The following is an 18687-nucleotide window of genomic DNA, read 5'->3' as shown; positions in this document are numbered from 1 at the left end:
TTCGTGCCGGGATGAGCGGGGCGGCCGTATTGGCCGCCCTGCTCGCCGCCGTCGTTTTGGCGGGCATGTGGCACCTGACCCAGGGCACGTCCGGAGTTGGCATGCTGGATCTGGTGCGCCTGGCCGGCGGTGCCCGGGAGGACATTGGCGGCGTTCCGGTCAGCGACATTTTGACCGGTTCCCGCCTGCCGCGTCTGTTCGCCGGAGTGGGGGTCGGTTTTGCGCTTGGGGTTGCCGGAGCGCTGCTGCAGTCGATCTCCCGGAACACCCTCGCGTCGCCGGACACGCTCGCGGTCACCGCCGGTTCCTACTTCGCGCTCACCATTGTCGCCGCCTTTGGCTTGGCCGTTCCGCTCTGGGCATCCAGCGGCGTCGCGTTTGTGGGCGGGCTGGCCGCTGCCGCCCTGGTGCTGGGGCTCGCCGGAACATCCGCCGGCTCGGGCACCACACGGCTCATCCTTGCCGGGTCCGCGACCGCTATGGCCCTGGATGCGGCCACCGCGATGCTCCTGATCCTCTTTAAAGAGAACACGACAGGTCTCTTCGCCTGGGGCAGCGGATCCCTGGCGCAGCTGAACCTCGACGCGTCCGTACGTGCAGCGCCGGTCATCATTGTCGCGCTCGCGGGTGCCCTGCTGCTTGCCAGGCGGCTGGACGTTCTCGGCCTCGGCGATGACACCGCGTTTTCGCTCGGCGTGCCGCTCCGTTCAACCCGGATCGCCGCCGTTGTTGCCGCCGTCGTGCTCACCGCCGTCTCCGTGACCCTTGCCGGCCCGATCGCCTTTGTCGGTCTCGGGGCGCCGGTGTTCGCGCGGCTGCTCGCCAGCCGGCTCCCGGTGCTGAACCGCCACGTCTTCCTGATTCCCGTGTCCGGTCTCCTGGGTTCACTCCTGATCCTGCTGGCCGACGCGACGCTGCGGGCTCTCCTCGGTGCTGAAGGTGCTTCGTCGATTCCCACCGGCATCCCCACCGCCCTGCTTGGGGCAGTGGTCATTGTTCTGCTTGCCCTGCGGCTGCGGGACTCCGGCCCGGTGCGGCAGCCTCCGCAGGCGCGCGGCGGGCTGCGCACCCGGCGCCGCTTCGTGCTGGTACTGGCCGGTGCCGGCGTCCTGCTCGCGGCCGCCGCTGTGGCGGGCCTGCTCGCCGGCAGCCTGTGGCTGCGCACCGGCGACGTTGCCCTGTGGCTCAACGGCACGGCACCGGACCTGATCGGGCGGGCACTGGATGACCGGATGCCGCGTGTGGCCGCAGCATTGCTGGCCGGTGCCGCACTGGCGCTGGCTGGCTGCGTGGTGCAGAGCACGGTGCGCAATCCGCTCGCCGAACCCGGGATCCTCGGCATCACCGCCGGCGCGGGGCTCGGCGCTGTCATTGTCGTCACCATGCTCGGCGGCGGACGGCCGCTCCTCATCCTCACGGCGGTGGCGACGGGACTGGCTACGTTCGGCCTGATTGCCCTCCTGACCTGGCGCGGCGGGTTCCTGCCGGACCGGTTTGTGCTGATCGGCATCGGCTGCGGCTACGGGCTGAGCGCCCTGACGACCTTTTCCCTGCTCCGCGCCGATCCATGGAATACGCCGCGGATCCTCACCTGGCTGTCCGGCACAACGTATGGAAGGACGCTGCCCGACGTCGTTCCGGTCGCGATCGCGCTCGTTGTCGCGGTTCCGCTGCTGTTTGGCATGCGGCGGCAGCTGGACCTTCTCGCGGTGGATGAGGACACTCCGCGCATCCTTGGCGTACAGCTGGACCGGACACGGCTCGGGGTGCTGTCCATCGCGGCCGTCCTCGCCTCACTCAGTGTGGTCGCCGTCGGAGCAGTGGGCTTTGTGGGCCTGGTGGCTCCGCATCTTGCCCGGGCACTCATCGGAGCGCGGCACGGGCGCATCATCCCCGTGTCCATGATGGTCGGAGCGCTGCTCGTCTGCGTTGCGGATACGCTGGGCCGCACGCTCATCGCTCCCGCCTCCATTCCCGCCGGCCTGATGATTGCGCTAATCGGTGCGCCCTATTTCATCTGGCTGCTGCGCCGTTCACCTTAGGCGCGCATTTGCCGGACGGCTGATGAGTGCAGAAAACGGCGGATTACGCTGCTGATCAGTTCCGGGTGTTCGGCCAGCAGCCCGTGTGATGCGCCCGGCACTATGCACAGCTGGGCGCCCGGAATGGAGGCTGCAACCAGGAGGGCGTGGTCCGGCCTGATCGAGTCGCGGTCCCCGGCCATGATGAGGACAGGCACGGTGATGCGGGCGAGGTCGGCCGGGTCGATGTTTGGCTCAGTGGTCCACAGCCGGAACAACTTATCGAGGACGACGTCGGCGTGCTTCGGACCGTCGGGTGACAGCCGTTCGTAATGCAGGCGTTCGACGTCGGGCTTGGCGGCCGGAAGGCTGCCTGCGTCGGTGGCGGCGTCCGCGGCCGGCGTAGAATCACGCCGCGCAGGCGTGAGCAGGAGTGATTGGTGCTCTTCTGCGGTACTGAAGGCCGAGGGATCCAGATTGGCGCTAATAGCGGTCAGCGAACGGACGCGGTCCGGCTGCTCCATGGCAAGGAGCAGGCCGAGGATGGCTCCGTCGCTGTAACCGATGACATGAACCGCCCCGAGGTTCTGGCTGTCGAGGTACGCGATGGTGTCGGCGAGGCCCCGGGCGTAGCTGTAGTCGCCGTCGATGTCGGCAGAGCGGCCGTGGCCCGGACGCTCGAACGCGTGCACCCGGTGATCCGTCCGCAGCGAGGCGGACAGCTCCCGCATCGATTCGAGGGAGCAAAAGCCGCCGTGGAGCAGGAGAACAGGGGCGCCGTCGCCGGCAACCTCTGCATAAAGGTCCATGCCGTTGATCTGCAGGTACGTCATGCGTCCGGCATACCTTCCTGTTCCACTTCTGTTTTCACCGCGGATGCAGCCCCTCCATCCTCCCACGCGGGCTGCCGGCGCTCCCGTCCTCCACACCCCACGGGCAACCTCGGCTTGTCCCCAGCGCTGCAGTGGTCCGCTGTACTCCTGATACGGCTGGGCGAGTCTGGTGGCATGAGCGAAGAACAGCTGTGGGTCCCGTCTTCCGGGTCCCGGAAGGCACGCGCGCTGCGGGCACAGTTCCCGGCGGAACAAACACGGGCACCGGCTCGGTTTAGCCTGCGCACGGAGGGCGCCCTTTCCCATGCCACTGCCCGCGGTCCAATCACCTTGGCACCGGTCATCCTGATCAGTGCATCCCAACGGCTCCAGGATGAGGTGGCCAGAATTGCTGCGGCAGCGGGCGTGGAGTTGGAAGTGATGCCGGACGCAGCCGCCGCATTCCAGCGCAACCCTGAAGTGATGCTCTTGGGCAGCGATCTGGCGGGTGTGGGACCCGGACACCGTATGTCACCGGACAGGAACCGGCGTCGACGGGCGGAAACCATCTTGGTGGGCTTCGAGCAGGACACGGATTTGTGGAAACAGGCAGCCCGGCTCGAAGCCGCGCGCGTAGCCGTGCTTCCGGCGGCTTCGGGCTGGTTGGCGGAATACCTTGGTCGCCGGCGAGAAAACAATTCGGGCTTTGTGCTGGGAGTCATGGGCGGAAGCGGGGGAGCCGGGGCCTCCACCCTTTCGTGCTGGCTGGCCCAGGAAGCTGCCGAACACCGGATGGAAACGCTGTTGGTGGACGGCGACCCCCTCGGCGGTGGACTGGACGCCAGCCTGGGAAGCGGTGAAGTCCCCGGAGTGCGTTGGCCCGACTTGGCGGAGGTCCGCGGGGCGTTGAACCCGGTGCAGCTCACTTCTGCGCTGCCTCGGGTGTCGGGTTTCGCGCTGCTCGCCGGTGGTTCCGCGGATTCCGATGCCGACGACGGCGAGGCGGGACCCGGGTATTCGGGAACACAGTCCTTGGCTGACGCTCCCGCAGAAGAAAGCATCCGGGCCGTCATGGACGCAGCCCGTGCGGCCTTTGCCCTCACCATTGTGGACTGCGCACGGCACCTGCCCGGTCAGCTGCTGCTCTCCTGCGACGCATTGCTGGTGGTGGTTCCGGGACGGCTGCGGCCCGTACTCGCAGCCAGATCATTGAGTCGGAGCCTGGGAGGCACCGTACCCAAGGCAGCAGTGGTCCGCGGACCGCTGGGCGACGGACTGGACGATGCCCGTGCAGCTGACGCCGCCGGACTGCCCCTGGCCGGCTACCTGCCCGCGACGCGCCGCCTCGAACACGCCGAGGCACGCGGACTCCTGCTGCAGCGTGGCCGCAGCCGCAGCATCCGGCGGGTAACCGGACAGCTGGTGGAACGGTTTGCCGCCGAGTCGCCCCAGCCTGCTGCCCCGAGGCAAAGGCCGCTGTCATGAGCGGGGCAAAGGGCCGCCGGTCAGCATCTTCCTTGCCCGCAGATGACCAGGCGCCCCGCGCCGGTGATTCGACCATGGTGCGGGAGGTCCGCCGGAGGATGCTGGACGACGGCGAGCCCGTCACCGCCGCCCGGTTGGCAGCTGCCGTGCACTCCAGCGGGCGGCTGCTCGGCGCCCAGGGGGCACTGCGCGCCGTTGACCGGGTGCAGGCGGAACTGCAGGGGCTCGGCCCGCTGCAGGAACTGGCGTTACTCCCGGGGATCAGCGACATCCTCGTGAACGGGCCGGACCGGGTATGGGTGGACAGCGGGCACGGGCTGGAACTGACCGGGCTGCGGTTCAGCTCCGACGCGGAGGTTCAGGGACTCGCCGCCCGGCTGATAGCCGCCGGCGGAAGGCGGCTGGATGACTCCAATCCGTGCGTGGATGTGCAGCTGCGCGGCTACCGGGTCCACGCGGTGCTGCGTCCGGTATCCACCGGTTCCACGCTGCTCTCCATCCGCATCCGGCGCACGCTCACCTTCACCATGGAGGAACTGCAGGCCGGCGGAACAATGGATCCTGAGTGCGCCGCAGTGCTTCGGCGCATCATCGCGTCCCGCCTGAACTTTCTGATCAGCGGAGCCACCGGCACGGGAAAGACCACACTGCTTTCCACCTTGCTGTCATTGAGCAACCCGCACGAACGGCTGGTGCTCGTGGAGGACGCCGCCGAGCTGGATCCCCGCCACCCGCATGTTGTGGGCCTGCAAAGCCGGCATGGCAACGTCGAAGGAGCCGGGTCAGTGGATCAGGCCGAACTGGTGCGCCAGGCCTTGCGGATGCGGCCGGACCGGCTGATTGTGGGGGAGTGCCGCGGCGCCGAGGTCCGTGAACTCCTGGCCGCCATGAACACCGGTCACGACGGCGCCGGCGGCACAATCCATGCCAACTCGGCTGCCAGTGTTCCCGCCCGGCTGGCAGCTCTCGGGGCGCTCGCCGGCATGAGCAGCACCGCGGTCACTCTGCAGGCTGCAAGCGCCCTGGACGTGGTGGTGCATCTGGCCCGCAGCGCCACCGGCCGCCGGATCGCTGAAATAGCCGTGATCACGGCATCGGCTGACGGCCGGCTGCTGGCGGTGCCGGCGTTGCGGCCGCTGGTGCCAACGGATGCTGCAGATCGGCACGGCGAGGGGTGGGCTGCGCTTCAGCGTCGGATCGGGGGTTCCGGGGAGGAAGCGGCACCGTCCCGCCCAGACGGGCAACAGCCGTCCTGCGGAATCGCCGGGGCCTTGGCGACCTCCGTTTCATGACCGGTCTTTGGATTACCGGGCTGCTCGGGCTGTCGTCGGTTCTGCTGCTGTCGCCTTCCCGAAACCCGGGGCAATTGAGTCCGGGCCTTGGCCGCCGCCTTTCAGGTCCCGGCCGGGCAGAGGACCGGTTCCTGCGACCCTCGCTTCTGCATCAGCTATCTTCGAACTTTCGACGGTCCCGTTCTGAGCCGGCATTGCAGGAGCTGCCACTTCTGATCCATCAGCTCACTGGTCTGCTGGCGGCCGGCCGCGCCCCGCACCAGCTTTGGGCTGACGCAGCAACCCTGCAGGCAGCGGCCGGGAAGGAATCCGCCGGTTCCCTGCCCGCGCGGCTGCTGCCGGTGCTGGAAGCCGCCGCGCAATCCGCGTCCCTGGGCATCAGCCCTGTACCGGTTTTCCGTGCCGCTGCGCAGGAACAGACTGGAACAGTTCGGAAGACGCGGCGGCCGGGCCGGGGCCGTGACGCAGCATCCCTAGCCGGGTTGTGGACCGGACTTGCAGCGTGCGTAAGCGTGACGGAGCGCAGCGGTGCACCCCTGGCCGGTGTCCTCGGACGGTATGCCGCGCAGCTGGAGAGCGGTTTGGACAGCCAGGCGGCGCGGGAGACCGCAATGGCCGGACCCCAGGCAACCGTCCGTCTGCTGACCTGGTTACCGGTGGGAGGGCTGGGCCTTGGCTATTTGCTGGGGGCAGATCCCGTGGGCGTGCTGCTGGGCAGTCCTCTTGGATGGTTGGCAGGGACGGCAGGAGTTGCCTTGTCCCTGGCTGGAAGGATCTGGTCGCGTGCGCTGGTGCGTCAGGCAGCAGGCATCTGATGACCGGAGCCCTGGTGACGGTATTTCTTGCTGCCGCCGTTGCGCTGCTCCTGCTCCCGGGATGGAATACCGCGCCGCTAACTGTCTGCCCAAACGGGTCCGGTGCGCAAAGGGCCCCGGGACACAACGCGGTTCCCGGGGCAGGCATAGAGGATCCTGCCCTGATGCTGGATCTGACGGCAGCCATGCTGGAGGCCGGGCAGCCGCTCCTCCAGGCACTTTCCGTCTTGGCAGAGGTAGTGGAACCGGAAACCTCAGTGTGTCTTTGCCGGGTGCAGGCTGCCTTGGAGCTGGGTGCCCCCTGGGCGGCCGCGTGGGATCTGGCAGCACCGGAGCGCAGCCGACTCCCCGAGCCCGCAGCACACCTCCGCGAAGCACTGAGATTCGCAGCCACCACCGGGGCGCCGTCAGCTGCGGTCCTGGTGGCGGAGGCGGCGCAGATACGCCGCCGCCGGGCCCGCGAAGCGGAACGCCGTGCCGCGGCTCTGGGTGTCCGGCTCGTGGTTCCCCTGGGGCTGTGTGCGCTCCCGGCATTCGTGGCCCTGACAGTGGTGCCGCTGCTGATGTCCCTGCTGCCGTCGCTTCCCTAAGACACATCTGCGCGGGTGCTGCGCATCCTCCACAACCGTCTTGCCCGCGGGCGTTGTCCGGAACGGCAACACCCTCACTGGTTCCGAGGGGCCGGCCGATGAAGGATCGGATCACCGCCTCAACAGCGGTGCAGTTACAGCTCACAGCAATCACATCAGGAGGAACCATGCCAGGTTTAAGCAGATCCGTTACCACCGTCCAGCGCGGCCGGGGCAGCACCGGTGAGCCGAACTGCGAGCCGGACGCGCCCATTATTTCAACGGAGCACAGTCCCGGGGCGCCGGCTTCCGGGAGCCAACCCTGGGGCTCGGGATTCGGCACAGTGACCGTGCTCTACCCCCGGGCAACGGAGAATGTGTTTTCGATTCCCCTCAACAGAGTGGAGCGCCGCCGGAGGAGCTTCCACGACCGCGAAGCAGGAATGGCAACGGCAGAATATGCGATTGCCACCTTGGCGGCCGTTGCCTTTGCCGCCCTTCTGGTAGCGGTCCTGGGCAGCGGCGAGGTGCGGTCCCTGCTCATGGGACTGATCCGCAGTGCCCTCACCCTTGGGTAGCGTACAGCGAGAGAATCCCCCGGCAGAGTCCTCACGCGGAGCGGTGACCGCCGAACTGGCCGTGGGCCTGCCCGCCGTCGTGCTGCTCCTAGCCGCCGTCCTGACGGGAGTGGCAGCGGGAGCCACCCAACTGCGGGTGGAAGAAGCCGCGCGGGCGGCGGCACGGGAAATCATGCGCGGAGGCACCGCCGAAGCGGAGGATGCGGCCCGCCGGATCGCAGGACCCGGTGCACGGGTGACCGTCACCGCGGACGGGGAATGGATGCTGGTGGAAGTAGGGACCTCCGTCTCGGCTCCGCTGCTGGACCGGCTGCCGCTTGAGCTGACCGGATCTGCCGCGGCGCTTCCGGAATCCCTGCCACCCGGAAACTAAACAAGCCAGAGGAAGCGTGCCGCCGGGCAACCGGACAGATCGGACCACGACCAGCCGAGAGGACGAACCACCGTGGGAGAAGCGCGAGCGGCCGCTGCGGCCGGGAAAGGAGATAAAACCGAGGAGGGCGCGGGCACGGTCATGGTGCTGGGTTCCGGACTATTGCTGCTGATCCTGTGCGCAGCCGTTCTGATACTGCTGCAAACCGCGGTGGCCGCAAGCAGGGCGGCCACCGCGGCCGATCTGGCAGCACTCGCGGCCGCTGACACGGTTCGTGAGCTTCGGAGCGGAGAGCCGTGCGTGGTGGCTGCAGAGGTGGCCGGGCGCAACGGCGCCGTGCTGGCAGCATGCACGGTGGAAGCCGGAGAGCAGACCGTCCAGGTGGAAACCCGGGTACCGATCCCGCTGCTGCCGCAGCCTGCCACCGGGCATGCCCGCGCCGGACCTCCGCCGTGAGTCTGGTCTTAGCCCGCTTGCCGGACCGGCGCTGCCGCAGCCGCAGCGGGAGCAGTGCCGGAGCCGGGTTCGGTTTCCCTGCTGCGGGCGTTGTCCAGCAGCACCTGCAGCAGGGTCACCGCACCGGCCTTGGACAGGGGATTGTTTTTGTTCCCGCACTTGGGAGACTGCACGCAGGAGGGGCAGCCGCGCTCGCACTCGCAGGCGCGGATAGCGTCGCGGGTGGCGGTCAGCCACAGTTCGGCGGCTTCATAGGCCCGTTCCGCAAAGCCTGCACCGCCGGGATGCCCGTCGTACACGAAGATGGTGGGCTTCTCGGTGTCGGCGTGCAGGGCGGTGGAAACGCCGCCGATGTCCCAGCGGTCGGAGGTGGCAATCAGCGGCAGCATCCCGATGGAGGCATGCTCGGCAGCGTGCAGGGCGCCGGGAAAGTCCGCCGGAATCAGGCCCGCCCCGGTGAGTAGGTGCTCGTCAATGACAAACCACACCGCCTTGGTGAACAGTTCCTTGGCCTCAAGTTCCAGCGGCTCCTCGCCCAGGATCTCGTTGGAAATCAGGGCCTTGCGCTGAAAAGAGACCACCTGGGTGGTGACCTTCACGGTGCCGAAACAGACCTGAATCTCGCCCCAATGCGAGGTCCGTTCCGTCTCGATCACTTCAATCTGGGTGACGTCCCGGGCTTGGGTGTAGAACTCCGGGTTGCCGCGGGTGACCATCGCGCAATGGTCCGCTTCATTAAGCTCGTCCACCAGGAACGTCTGGCCCTGATGCACGTAGACCGCGCCGGTGTGGGCCTGGTACTGGCTCTGCGGCGAATCCATGGTGCCCAGCAGCATTCCGGTATCGGATTCCACAATGTTGATCGGCCCGCCGCCGTCCGCCCGCAGGTTCACCAGGGCGGCTGCACTTTCCGCATGCGTCCAGAACCACCCCGAGGGCCGGCGCCGCAGGTAGCCCTGGTCCACCAGCTGATCCAGCAATCCGGCAGCGGTGGGACCAAAGAGCTCCCGCTCGTCGGGGGTCAGCGGGATTTCGGCGGCGGCGGCACAGAGGTGCGGGCCGAGCACATAGGGGTTGGACGGGTCAAACACAGTTGCTTCCACCGAAATGTCGAAGATCGCCTCCGGATGGTGCACCAGATACGTATCGAGGGGATCGTCGCTGGCCACGAAGGCGGCCAGCGCGTCCTGGCCGGAGCGGCCGGCCCGGCCGATCTGCTGGAACAGCGATGCGCGGGTGCCGGGCCAGCCGGCCACCAGCACGGCGTCGAGCCCTGAAACATCGATACCGAGCTCCAGGGCGGAGGTGCTGGAAATGCCCAGCAGCTCGCCGCTGCGCAGCCGGCGTTCCAGCTCGCGGCGTTCCTCCGGGAGGTATCCGGAGCGGTACGCGGCCACTCGGTCCGGCAGCGAGGGATGCACCTCATCCAGCAGCCGGCGGGTGATGGTGGCAATGGTTTCGGCGCCCCGGCGGGACCTGATGAAGGCAATGGTTCGAACCTGTGCCGCCACCAGGTTGGCCAGCAGGTCGGAGGTTTCGGCAATGACGGTCCTCCGGGAGCGCACCCCGTTCTCGCCCTTGAGCTCGGTGAGCTGCGGCTCCCAGAGCGCCACGGTGGTGGCTCCGTGCGGAGAGGCGTCGCGGGTGATGGCGGTGACCTCGCCGCCGATCAACCTGCCGAAGGAGGAGGCCGGGTCCGCCGAGGTGGCGGACGCACCGATGAACACCGGGTCGGCGCCGTAGTAGCGGCAGATCCGGCGCAGCCGGCGCATGAGGTTGGCAACGTTGGAACCGAAGACACCGCGGTAGCTGTGGGCTTCGTCAATGATGACGTACTTGAGCCGGCGGAAGAACCTGGCCCACCAGGCATGGTTGGGCAGCACGCCAAAATGCAGCATGTCGGGGTTGGCCAGCACCAGGTTGGCGTGGTCCCGGATCCAGCGCCGGGCACCGGTGTCTGTATCGCCGTCGTATGTTTCAGCGCGCACGGTGGGAAGCTGCAGGGCGTTTACGGCGGAAAGCTGGTCAGCGGCCAATGCCTTGGTGGGGGCCAGATAGAGGGCCACCGACCCGGTTGGCTCCAGGGTGACCCGGTCATCCAGTGCCGTGCGGTGGATCTCGTCCAGGGCCGGCAGCAGGTAGGCCAGGGATTTTCCGGAGGCGGTGCCGGTGGAAATAATCGTGTGCTGCCCCGAGTGCGCGGACTCTGCGGCTTCAATCTGGTGGCGCCAGGGTTCGTGGACACCCACCGTGGCGTAGGCGGCAACGACGTCGGGGTGCGCCCAGTCCGGCCATGGAACGGGAACAGCCTGGCGGGCGGGGATTTCGTGGACATGGACCAGCTGTTCCGGGTCGGCGCCGGAGCCGAGCAGGGGGATCAAGGAATCATGTAGGGCCACTGTGCCATTCTCCCACCGGCCGTCCGGGCAGCCGCTGTTAAACGCGCCCGCTCAGCTCCGGGCTGAACCGCTGCGTTTCGCCGCAAACGCGACCGCAAAAGCCACCGCAGACCGGCCGCAGACGCCTACAGCCGCGGTTCGAACATCACCACGCTGGCCAGGTTTTCCCAGCCCAGGTAGGTGTACAGTTCCAGCCCGTCGGCGGTGGCGACCAGCAGCCCGGAATCGGCGTCGTGTTCCATGGCCACTGCGGTGAGAGCCCGCGTCACGTAGCTGCCCAGCCCGCGCCGTCGGAACCCGGGCTCGGTGACAATCCGGTCGTACACCGCATGCCCTTCCACGATCGCCACGCTGCCCCGCGCGGCCAGCTCGCCGTCGGCTGTGACGGTAACGGTGCCCACCTTGCCGTTGCGCACCGTTTCCGCTTCAAAACCGTCCAGCGGCAGCGGGTCTTCAATGTCCTGCCCGGTCATGTCCAGTGTCATGAAAACCTCGTCCGCGGACCGGACATTCAGCCCGTAAACCAAGGCGGCGCCGTGGATTTCATTCACGCGTCCGGTGACGATGGTGAAGAGCCGCCCGGGACTCATCCGGGCCGAGGAAGCCAGCGCCGCGAATTCGTCATGGGAGGGTTCCAGGGCGAAGTACTCCCAGTCGTTGGTTTTGTCATGCAGGAAAGCCGCCGGAAAACGGCCTTCCCGTCGGGTTCGATAGCCGCGGGCCTGCGCCCATCCGGTCACCCAGGTCTCAAGCAAATCATCGTCCAGCAGGCTCATGAATGAACACTAGCGGGGGCGGCAGGTGAAAGGTATGTGCGCTGATGAAATTCGGGGTCCCGCGCCGGTCTACCCTTAATGTGTGGCTTTGAACCGAATTGCACTGTATTACGCCTTTACGCCCCTCCCCGATCCGGAGGCCGTGCGCCTCTGGCAGCGCGCCCTCTGCGAGAAGCTGGGACTGCGCGGCCGGATCCTGATCTCGCCTGACGGGATCAACGGAACCGTGGGCGGAGAGCTTGACGCCGTGAAGGCATATGTGAAGGCCACCCGCGAGTATCCGGCCTTCAAGAAGATGGACATCAAGTATTCCGAGGGCGGTGCGGAGGACTTCCCGCGGCTGAGCGTCAAGGTCCGCCAGGAAATTGTCAGCTTCGGCGCCCCGGGTGAACTGAAGGTTGACGAGAACGGAGTAGTGGGCGGAGGCACCCACCTGCGGCCCGAAGAACTCCACCAGCTGGTGGAGGAGAAGAAGGCCGACGGCGAAGAGGTGGTCTTTTTCGACGGCCGGAATGCCTTTGAAGCCCAGATCGGCAAGTTCAAGGGGGCCGTGGTGCCCGACGTTGCCACCACGCATGACTTCATCGCCGAACTGGATTCCGGCAAATACGACGATCTCAAGGACAAGCCGGTGGTGACCTACTGCACCGGCGGCATCCGCTGCGAGGTCCTGTCCTCGCTGATGGTCAACCGCGGCTTCAAAGAGGTTTACCAGATGCAGGGCGGGATTGTCCGCTACGGGGAAGCCTACGGTGACAAGGGACTGTGGGAGGGCTCGCTCTACGTCTTCGACAAGCGGATGCACATGGAGTTCACCGAGGACGCCGCCACCATCGGCAAGTGTGTGCGCTGCGAGGCTCCGACCAGCAAGTTCGAGAACTGCTCCAACCCCTCCTGCCGCAAGCTCACCCTGTACTGCGCGGAGTGCGCCTCGGACCCGTCCACCCTGCGGTGCCCGGACGGCTGCATCGAATAGGAACGATGACGACGGCGGCAGCCCGGGCCTGAAGCCTGGTGGGGCCGCCGCCGCGCCGCCGGTCCGTGACGTTAGGCCGTAGCCGGTTCGGAAAGCAGGCTTTCACCGGCCGCCAGCGCATCGCGGCGGAGGCAGGTGCCGCGGTCCAGGACCACGGTGTCCCCAACCCGTGTCTGGAAAACGGCGCCGGTTTCGGTCATCCATATGCTGGTGGTCAGCTCGTCGCCCGGAATCACCGGTGCGGCAAAACGGACGCTCAGCGAGCCGAACGCATCGACGTCGGACCCCAATGCGCCTTCCAGGAGGGCACGGCCGGCGAAACCCATAGTGCACAGTCCGTGCAGGATGGGCTTCTCAAAGCCGATCATGGCGGCCATTGCGGGGTCTGAATGCAGCGGGTTGCGGTCGCCGTTGAGGCGGTAGAGCAGGGCCTGGTCGGGAGAGGTCTTTTGCACGTCCACAAGGTCGGCCGGGCGGTCGGGCAGCTCCCACCCGTCATGCGGTGCCGGCTCGGATCCGAAGCCGCCCTCTCCGCGGATAATCATGGAGGTCACTGAGGTGGCAGTGAGCTCCCGGGTGTCGGCGTCGAGCAGGTGGGTGGTGAGCTCAACAACGGCATTCTTGCCTTTGTCCCAGGCGCCGCTCATGAAGCTGCGCGGAATCACGGTTCCGGCCGGGGCCAGCGTGCGGTGCAGCGTGACCGTTTGTCCGCCGTGCAGGATCTGGGAAAGCTTGAAGTCCCCGAGCTCATCCATGGAACCGCCGGATCCGCCCAGAAGCACGGCGAAGGTGGGCAGCACGCTCTGATCGATCCCCCGGGAGTTTTCCGTGGTGAAGGCAAGGTTTGCTGTTTGGTCGCGGGCGCCGGCACCCACGCTCAGGGCGTACAGGAGAGCGTCCTTGGACTCCCACGAAACGGGAGCGCCTTCCGTGACCTTCCCGATGTTCTGAAGATGGATTGTCATGGTCTTTCCTCTTTCACAAGCGTTTACTGGAATGCGGATTTCAGGGGCCCCGGCGGCTTCGGGGACTCCACCAGCTGAGGGTTACAGCGGTGCGTGGACCGTGTCTTGCGGGTTTCGGTTGGTGCCGCGGCGAATGTCGCGCTCGCCGGCGGTCTCGGGAACCCACTGTGCGGGAGTGCGTCGCAGCATCAGTGCAACCACTACTGACAATGCAGCGAAAATCAACACGAAGATGAACGCTGAGCTGATGCCTTCCTGCGCAACGGCCGTTGTGGCAGGGTCGGTGTGGCTGGCCAGGATGTACGCGCCAATGGCAACGGCGGCGGACTGGCCGATGTTGCGGATCATGGTGTTGGTGCCGGCAGTTTCCGAAGTGTGGGTTTCTGGGACCACTTCAATGAGCAGGTTCGGCAGCGCGCCGTAGGCAAGCGATATGCCGGTGCTGTTCAGGACCATCGCGATGATAAACATCAGCACGCTTCCATAGGTCAGCAGGATGATGGGAATGACCAGGGCCACCAGCGCCAGACCAACGATGAAGACTGTGCGGGCGCCGTACCGGAAGGCCAGCTTTCCGCCCAGCGGCGAGAATAAGTAGCCCACCAGCAGAGTTGAGCTGATCAGAACCCCGGCGCCGGTGGGGGAAAAACCAAGCCCGTATCCCGACGAGGCGGGCGATTGCATGATGAGCTGCGCGGGGACGTTCCCGCCGCCCAAAGGCCCGACGGCGGCGAGCACGGTGGCGGTCATGGCCAGGGCAATTTGGCGGTTCTTGAACATCCGAAGGTTCACGATGGGGGATTCCACCCGCAGCTCCCACCACGCCCACACGGCGGCGGCGATGATCCCAACGCTGATCAGGGCGACGAACTGGGCGGACGCAAAACCGGTCTTTGAAGCGCCGGAAAACGCGAGCAGAATGGCGCTCACGGCGATGGGCAGCAGTACTGCGCCCAGGTAATCCGGTTTCTCCCGGCTGGGCAGCACGGTGTCCCGGGGAATCACCAATTGGATGCTCACCGCGGCCATAACCGACACGACGGCAGCAAAGACGAAGATGCCGTGCCAGGAGAAGGCATCAATCATGAATCCGGCGATCAGTGCGCCGCCCCCGCCGGCTATGAGCGCCGAGGCCCCCACCATGGAGATGCCCACCGGAACACGTTTTTCGTCGAGGTGCTCGCGGGCCAGTCCGAAAGCCAGACCCAGCACCGCACCGGTAACACCCTGAATGGCGCGGCCCAGGATGATCATGCCCAGGGATCCGCCGAGCAATGAGATGACTGAGCCGACCGCGGCGATGACCAGGGCAATGACCATGACCTTCCGCCGGCCGTACAGATCTCCGAAGCGTCCACCCAGAACACCGGCGGAGGCTGATACCAGCAGGAAGGCTGTGACAACCCAGGCAACCGTGTTTGCGTCCACCTGGAAGTCCCTCATCAGGGTGGGCAGGGTTACGTACATCATGGACAACTCGAAGGCCGAGACAATCTCAGCGAGAATCAGGACTGTGACAATCGGTGCAAACCCGGGACGTTTCAGCGCCCTTGCGGTGGAGGACATCGCGTCCTGCCTTTCGTGTTGGAAACCAAAGGCTGGCATGCACCGCGTGAGGCGGTGCATGCCAGCGCTTACGGGGACTTCGCTGCTGACTAGGCAGAGGCTGAAACGATGCCTTCCGGATCGCGCGTTGTCCCGCGGCGAATGTCGCGCTCGCCAACCGTCTCGGGCACCCAGGGCTTGGGGTTGCGGCTCAGCATCAGCCCCATGATGACTGAGAGCACGGCAAAGGCCAGGACCAGGAGCAGGGCGGCGCTGATGCCCTGCTGCGAAATGGCCTGGGTTGCCGGATCCGTGTTCTTGGCGAGGATGAACGCGCCGATGGCGATCGCCGCGGACTGGCCGACGTTGCGGATCATGGTGTTGGTTCCGGCTGTTTCCGAGGTGTGGGTTTCCGGGACCACCTCAACGAGCAGGTTCGGCAGCGCACCGTAGGTGAGGGAAATGCCGACGCCGTTCAGAGTCATCGCCACTACGTACATTGCCACGTTGCCGTAGGTGAGCAGGATGAGGGGCAGGACCAGGGCCATCAGCACGAGCCCTCCGATAAACACAATCCGCGCCCCGTACCGGAAGGACAGTTTCCCGCCCACCGGTGAGAGAGCGAAGCCAACAAGGGCGGTAAGGCAGATGATGACGCCGGATTCGGTGGGCGTAAAGCCCAGCCCGTACCCCAGCGACTCGGGGGACTGCATGATCATCTGCGAGGGAACGGACACTCCGCCCAGGGGACCGACGGCGGCGAACACCGTTGCGGTCATGGCCAGGGCGATCTGGCGGTTCTTGAACATCCGCAGGTTCACGATCGGCGATTCAACCCGCAGTTCCCACCACGCCCACACCGCGGCAGCAGCGAGGCCCAGGCCGATCAGGCCCAGGAACTCCACCGACAGGAAGCCGGTCTTTGAGCTGTTGGAGAGTCCCAGCAGGAGGGCGCTGACCGCGATGGGCAGCAGGATGGCACCCAGGTAGTCGGGTTTGTCCGTGGTGACCGCGTTGGTGTCCCGCGGAATAACCAGCTGGATGGCCACAGCGGCAATGACCGCCAGGACGGCAGCGAAGACGAAGATCCCGTGCCAGGAGAAGAGATCGATCATGAACCCGGCGATCATGGAGCCGCCGGCGCCGGCGATCAGGGCCGAGGCGCCGACCATGGAGATGCCGACCGGCACCCGCTTTTCATCCAGGTGTTCGCGGGCCAGTCCGAAGGCCAGGCCCAGGACGGCACCGGCAACACCCTGAATGGCGCGGCCGAAGATAATCATGCCCAGGGAGCCCCCGAGCAGCGAGATGAGCGAACCGACGGCTGCGATGGCCAGGACAATGACCATGACTTTTCGCCGGCCGTACATGTCGCCGAAGCGTCCGCCCAGCACGGCGGCTGAGGCGGAGACCAGCAGATAGGCGGTGACGACCCAGGCGACCGTGTTGGCGTCTACCTGGAAATCCGCGATCAGGGTCGGCAGCATGACGTACATCATGGACAGTTCGAAGGCTGAGATGATTTCGGCCAGAACCAGGACTATGACTACTGAAGCAAAGCCTGGGCGCTTGAGCGCCCGAGTGGTGGAGGACATCGGTGTCCTGCCTTTCCTATGAGGTCAACAGAATGCAGCGGCGCCGGCCGACAGGTATCGGGCGGCGGTGGAGCAGACGATCTTTAGAGAAAGGTGGTGCGGTGGTGCTGTACTCGGGGTTAGCCGTTCCCGTAGGCGACGGACTTGGTCCAGAAGAACTCTTCAAGTCCCTCCAGACCGCCTTCATTGCCCATGCCGGAGTGGCCGATGCCGCCGAAGGGGCGTTCCGCCACAGCGCTGGGGGCGCCGTTGATGGTCACTTCACCGGTCTCAAGCGCCTCGGTCACGCGGACGGCCCGGCGGGCGTCGCCGGTCCACACGTATCCGGAGAGCCCGTAGTCGGTGCCGTTGGCCAGGGCAATCGCCTCGGCCTCGTCGCTGAAGCGGGTGATGGCCAGCACTGGTCCAAAGACTTCCTTCTGCGCCAGTTCGCTGGCCGGATCCACATCGGCCAGGACCGTGGGCGGGTAGAAGAAACCGTCGGCGAGGTCCTCGGCAAGACGCTGCCCGCCGGTAACCAGCCGGGCCCCGTCTTCCTGGGCCTTGGCGACCATCGAATGAATCCGGTCGATGGCGGCCTCGTTGATGACCGGACCGCAGATCGTGTCCAGTTCCTGGGGGTTTCCGGTCTTGAAGGAGGCTGCGATGGCTCCGATGGTGGCCACGAAGGAGTCGTAGATGGAGTCCTGGACCAGCAGGCGGGTGGGCAGGGCGCAGGCCTGTCCGCTCATGATGCCGAAAGCCATGAAGGTCGAGTGCATGGCGGCAGCCTGAAGGTCGGCGTCGGCGAAGATGAGGTTGGCGGACTTGCCGCCCAGCTCCAGGACCACCGGCTTGAAGGTCTGTGCGCAGGCCGCGGTGATCTTGCGTGCCGTTTCGGGTCCGCCCGTGAAGGTCACCTTCTTGACCAGCTTGTGCTCCACCAGGGCCGAACCTGCCTCTGCACCGCCGGGCACCACATTGAACACACCCGCGGGGATGCCGGCTTCGGTGACCAGATCGGCAAAGAGCATAGCGGTGAAGGGAGTCAGCTCGCTCGGCTTGACCACCACGGTGTTTCCGGCGGCCAGAGCGGCGGGAACCTTCATGGACAGGGACATCAGCGGTGCGTTCCACGTGATGATTGCACCGATCACGCCGTAGGGCTGACGCAGGGTATGGCCGAACGAACCTCCCGCACCGGCCACCGAGGTGATCCGGCCCAGCGGGAGCTTGTCAGCCCAGCCGCCGTAGTACCGGATCCACTCCACCGCGGCGTTAACCGTGGGATAGGCATTGGAGCGGGCAATGCCGTTGTCGGCAATGGCGAGATTGACGAAGTCCTCGGTGTGGTCCTCGACCAGCTGCGCCAGCTTGAGCAGCGCCTTGGCGCGGGTTCCCGCCGGTGTTGCCCGCCAGAGCGCGAAGGCAGCGTGGGCGGCGTTGACGGCGTCGTCAACGTCCGCGGCACTTGCCAGCGGGACCTGTGCCTGGGCTTCGCCGGTGGCGGGGTTGATATGGGTGTGCGTTCCACTGCCCGTGCTGCGCGCTTCACTGCCGATGCGCAGGGTGACGGGTGGCAGGGCAAAATCGGTGCTGACTGTCATTTTCAGTTCTCCGGTTCGTAGCGCAGCATGGTGATTCCCGCTTCGGGGTAATCGCAGAAAACGGGCTTAACCCGCATACCCACCTCGATGTCATCGTGGGCTACGTTGACGAGTTCGGTGGAAAACTTCGGGCCTTCATCCCACTGCACCACCGCGAGCACCAAGGTGCCTTCCTTCGCGAAGTGCGGGGCCACCGGCCGGGTGGAGACGGTATACGTGTACAGGGTTCCGGCTCCGGATATTTCCCGCCATTCCAGGTCATCGGCCAGGGTGCCCGGGGCAAGGGGGCGGGGGTAGAAGATGTATTCGCCCAGTGAAGGCGAATACTGGATGCGGATGCGGTGCTCCGCCAGGGAATCCCAGAACGGCTTGGTCAGGGGTGTCGGGACCGGCATCGGACGCTGCAGATCCGGAAGAGTGTATGAGGTGCTCATGGGGTGTACT

17 protein-coding genes are annotated in these 18687 nt (G+C 66.4%); 9 read left to right on the top strand and 8 right to left on the bottom strand.

Annotation, left to right across the window (positions count from 1 at the left end; genetic code table 11):
* The first annotated feature begins 11 nt into the window (after positions 1–11).
* Complete coding sequence (locus CXR03_RS03340) at positions 12–2042, top strand: iron ABC transporter permease (RefSeq protein ID WP_104101920.1); 2031 nt, start codon at positions 12–14, stop codon at positions 2040–2042.
* Here the strand turns inward: CXR03_RS03340 and CXR03_RS03335 are convergent.
* A complete protein-coding gene (locus CXR03_RS03335) occupies positions 2039–2854 on the bottom strand; it encodes an alpha/beta fold hydrolase (RefSeq protein WP_104101919.1) in 816 nt (271 codons plus the stop codon). The genes CXR03_RS03340 and CXR03_RS03335 overlap by 4 nt on opposite strands.
* Before the next feature lie 174 nt (positions 2855–3028).
* Between CXR03_RS03335 and ssd the strand changes: the two genes are divergently transcribed.
* The 7 genes from ssd to CXR03_RS03300 all read left to right on the top strand — a co-directional run bounded on the left by ssd (position 3029) and on the right by CXR03_RS03300 (position 8401).
* The gene (ssd, locus tag CXR03_RS03330) at positions 3029–4318 is read left to right on the top strand and encodes a septum site-determining protein Ssd (protein ID WP_104101917.1); all 1290 of its coding nucleotides are present in this window, start codon (positions 3029–3031) and stop codon (positions 4316–4318) included.
* Between the two features lie 74 nt (positions 4319–4392).
* Positions 4393–5610 carry a TadA family conjugal transfer-associated ATPase gene (locus tag CXR03_RS03325; RefSeq protein WP_104102785.1) on the top strand — a complete coding sequence of 406 codons (1218 nt, stop codon included), beginning with the start codon at positions 4393–4395 and terminating at the stop codon, positions 5608–5610.
* A 194-nt stretch (positions 5611–5804) separates the two neighbouring features.
* Entirely contained in the window at positions 5805–6425 is a 621-nt protein-coding gene (locus CXR03_RS03320; RefSeq protein WP_258073468.1) for a hypothetical protein, read from the top strand.
* Positions 6426–6589: 164 nt separating this feature from the next.
* A complete protein-coding gene (locus CXR03_RS18225; RefSeq protein WP_181034477.1) occupies positions 6590–7015 on the top strand; it encodes a type II secretion system F family protein in 426 nt (141 codons plus the stop codon).
* 167 nt (positions 7016–7182) lie between these two features.
* A complete protein-coding gene (locus tag CXR03_RS18550; RefSeq protein WP_104101914.1) occupies positions 7183–7572 on the top strand; it encodes a DUF4244 domain-containing protein in 390 nt (129 codons plus the stop codon).
* Positions 7573–7615: 43 nt separating this feature from the next.
* Positions 7616–7945 carry a TadE family type IV pilus minor pilin gene (locus CXR03_RS03305; RefSeq protein ID WP_237688611.1) on the top strand — a complete coding sequence of 110 codons (330 nt, stop codon included), beginning with the start codon at positions 7616–7618 and terminating at the stop codon, positions 7943–7945.
* A gap of 72 nt (positions 7946–8017) precedes the next feature.
* On the top strand, positions 8018–8401 hold the full coding sequence (locus tag CXR03_RS03300) for an Rv3654c family TadE-like protein (protein WP_258073467.1): 384 nt from the start codon (positions 8018–8020) through the stop codon (positions 8399–8401).
* 8 nt (positions 8402–8409) lie between these two features.
* Here the strand turns inward: CXR03_RS03300 and CXR03_RS03295 are convergent, their stop codons facing one another.
* Entirely contained in the window at positions 8410–10800 is a 2391-nt protein-coding gene (locus CXR03_RS03295; protein WP_104101913.1) for a DEAD/DEAH box helicase, read from the bottom strand.
* A 125-nt stretch (positions 10801–10925) separates the two neighbouring features.
* Positions 10926–11576, bottom strand: a complete 651-nt coding sequence (locus CXR03_RS03290) for a GNAT family N-acetyltransferase (protein ID WP_104053086.1) — start codon at positions 11574–11576, stop codon at positions 10926–10928.
* Between the two features lie 82 nt (positions 11577–11658).
* On the opposite strand from CXR03_RS03290, the gene CXR03_RS03285 reads away from it, so the two are divergent.
* Positions 11659–12552 carry a rhodanese-related sulfurtransferase gene (locus CXR03_RS03285; protein WP_104101910.1) on the top strand — a complete coding sequence of 298 codons (894 nt, stop codon included), beginning with the start codon at positions 11659–11661 and terminating at the stop codon, positions 12550–12552.
* Positions 12553–12623: 71 nt separating this feature from the next.
* Here the strand turns inward: CXR03_RS03285 and CXR03_RS03280 are convergent, their stop codons facing one another.
* The 5 genes from CXR03_RS03280 to CXR03_RS03260 all read right to left on the bottom strand — a co-directional run bounded on the left by CXR03_RS03280 (position 12624) and on the right by CXR03_RS03260 (position 18677).
* Positions 12624–13517 carry a MaoC/PaaZ C-terminal domain-containing protein gene (locus tag CXR03_RS03280; protein WP_104101908.1) on the bottom strand — a complete coding sequence of 298 codons (894 nt, stop codon included), beginning with the start codon at positions 13515–13517 and terminating at the stop codon, positions 12624–12626.
* Positions 13518–13598: 81 nt separating this feature from the next.
* The gene (locus CXR03_RS03275; protein ID WP_181034476.1) at positions 13599–15083 is read right to left on the bottom strand and encodes an MFS transporter; all 1485 of its coding nucleotides are present in this window, start codon (positions 15081–15083) and stop codon (positions 13599–13601) included.
* An 89-nt stretch (positions 15084–15172) separates the two neighbouring features.
* The gene (locus tag CXR03_RS03270) at positions 15173–16657 is read right to left on the bottom strand and encodes an MFS transporter (RefSeq protein WP_104053082.1); all 1485 of its coding nucleotides are present in this window, start codon (positions 16655–16657) and stop codon (positions 15173–15175) included.
* A 119-nt stretch (positions 16658–16776) separates the two neighbouring features.
* Positions 16777–18243 (bottom strand): aldehyde dehydrogenase, encoded by a 1467-nt coding sequence (locus CXR03_RS03265; RefSeq protein ID WP_104101905.1) that lies wholly within the window; start codon positions 18241–18243, stop codon positions 16777–16779.
* Positions 18244–18245: 2 nt separating this feature from the next.
* Complete coding sequence (locus CXR03_RS03260) at positions 18246–18677, bottom strand: Zn-ribbon domain-containing OB-fold protein (protein ID WP_104101903.1); 432 nt, start codon at positions 18675–18677, stop codon at positions 18246–18248.
* Positions 18678–18687: the final 10 nt, after the last annotated feature.

It is taken from the genome of Arthrobacter sp. 08Y14 (genome assembly GCF_002929455.1).
Classification (GTDB): Bacteria; Actinomycetota; Actinomycetes; order Actinomycetales; family Micrococcaceae; genus Arthrobacter_B; species Arthrobacter_B sunyaminii.
This window is presented reverse-complemented; position numbering and strand designations above follow the sequence as displayed.

Excerpts from the sequence above, each read along its gene's own strand:
- CXR03_RS03280 (WP_104101908.1), bottom strand. The coding sequence starts at position 13,517 with ATGACAATCCATCTTCAGAACATCGGGAAGGTCACGGAAGGCGCTCCC.
- CXR03_RS03325 (WP_104102785.1), top strand. The coding sequence starts at position 4,393 with ATGGTGCGGGAGGTCCGCCGGAGGATGCTGGACGACGGCGAGCCCGTC.
- CXR03_RS18225 (WP_181034477.1), top strand. The coding sequence starts at position 6,590 with ATGCTGGATCTGACGGCAGCCATGCTGGAGGCCGGGCAGCCGCTCCTC.
- CXR03_RS18550 (WP_104101914.1), top strand. The coding sequence starts at position 7,183 with ATGCCAGGTTTAAGCAGATCCGTTACCACCGTCCAGCGCGGCCGGGGC.
- CXR03_RS03275 (WP_181034476.1), bottom strand. The coding sequence starts at position 15,083 with ATGTCCTCCACCGCAAGGGCGCTGAAACGTCCCGGGTTTGCACCGATT.
- CXR03_RS03260 (WP_104101903.1), bottom strand. The coding sequence starts at position 18,677 with ATGAGCACCTCATACACTCTTCCGGATCTGCAGCGTCCGATGCCGGTC.
- CXR03_RS03335 (WP_104101919.1), bottom strand. The coding sequence starts at position 2,854 with ATGACGTACCTGCAGATCAACGGCATGGACCTTTATGCAGAGGTTGCC.
- CXR03_RS03290 (WP_104053086.1), bottom strand. The coding sequence starts at position 11,576 with ATGAGCCTGCTGGACGATGATTTGCTTGAGACCTGGGTGACCGGATGG.
- CXR03_RS03340 (WP_104101920.1), top strand. The coding sequence starts at position 12 with ATGAGCGGGGCGGCCGTATTGGCCGCCCTGCTCGCCGCCGTCGTTTTG.
- ssd (WP_104101917.1), top strand. The coding sequence starts at position 3,029 with ATGAGCGAAGAACAGCTGTGGGTCCCGTCTTCCGGGTCCCGGAAGGCA.
- CXR03_RS03265 (WP_104101905.1), bottom strand. The coding sequence starts at position 18,243 with ATGACAGTCAGCACCGATTTTGCCCTGCCACCCGTCACCCTGCGCATC.
- CXR03_RS03270 (WP_104053082.1), bottom strand. The coding sequence starts at position 16,657 with ATGTCCTCCACCACTCGGGCGCTCAAGCGCCCAGGCTTTGCTTCAGTA.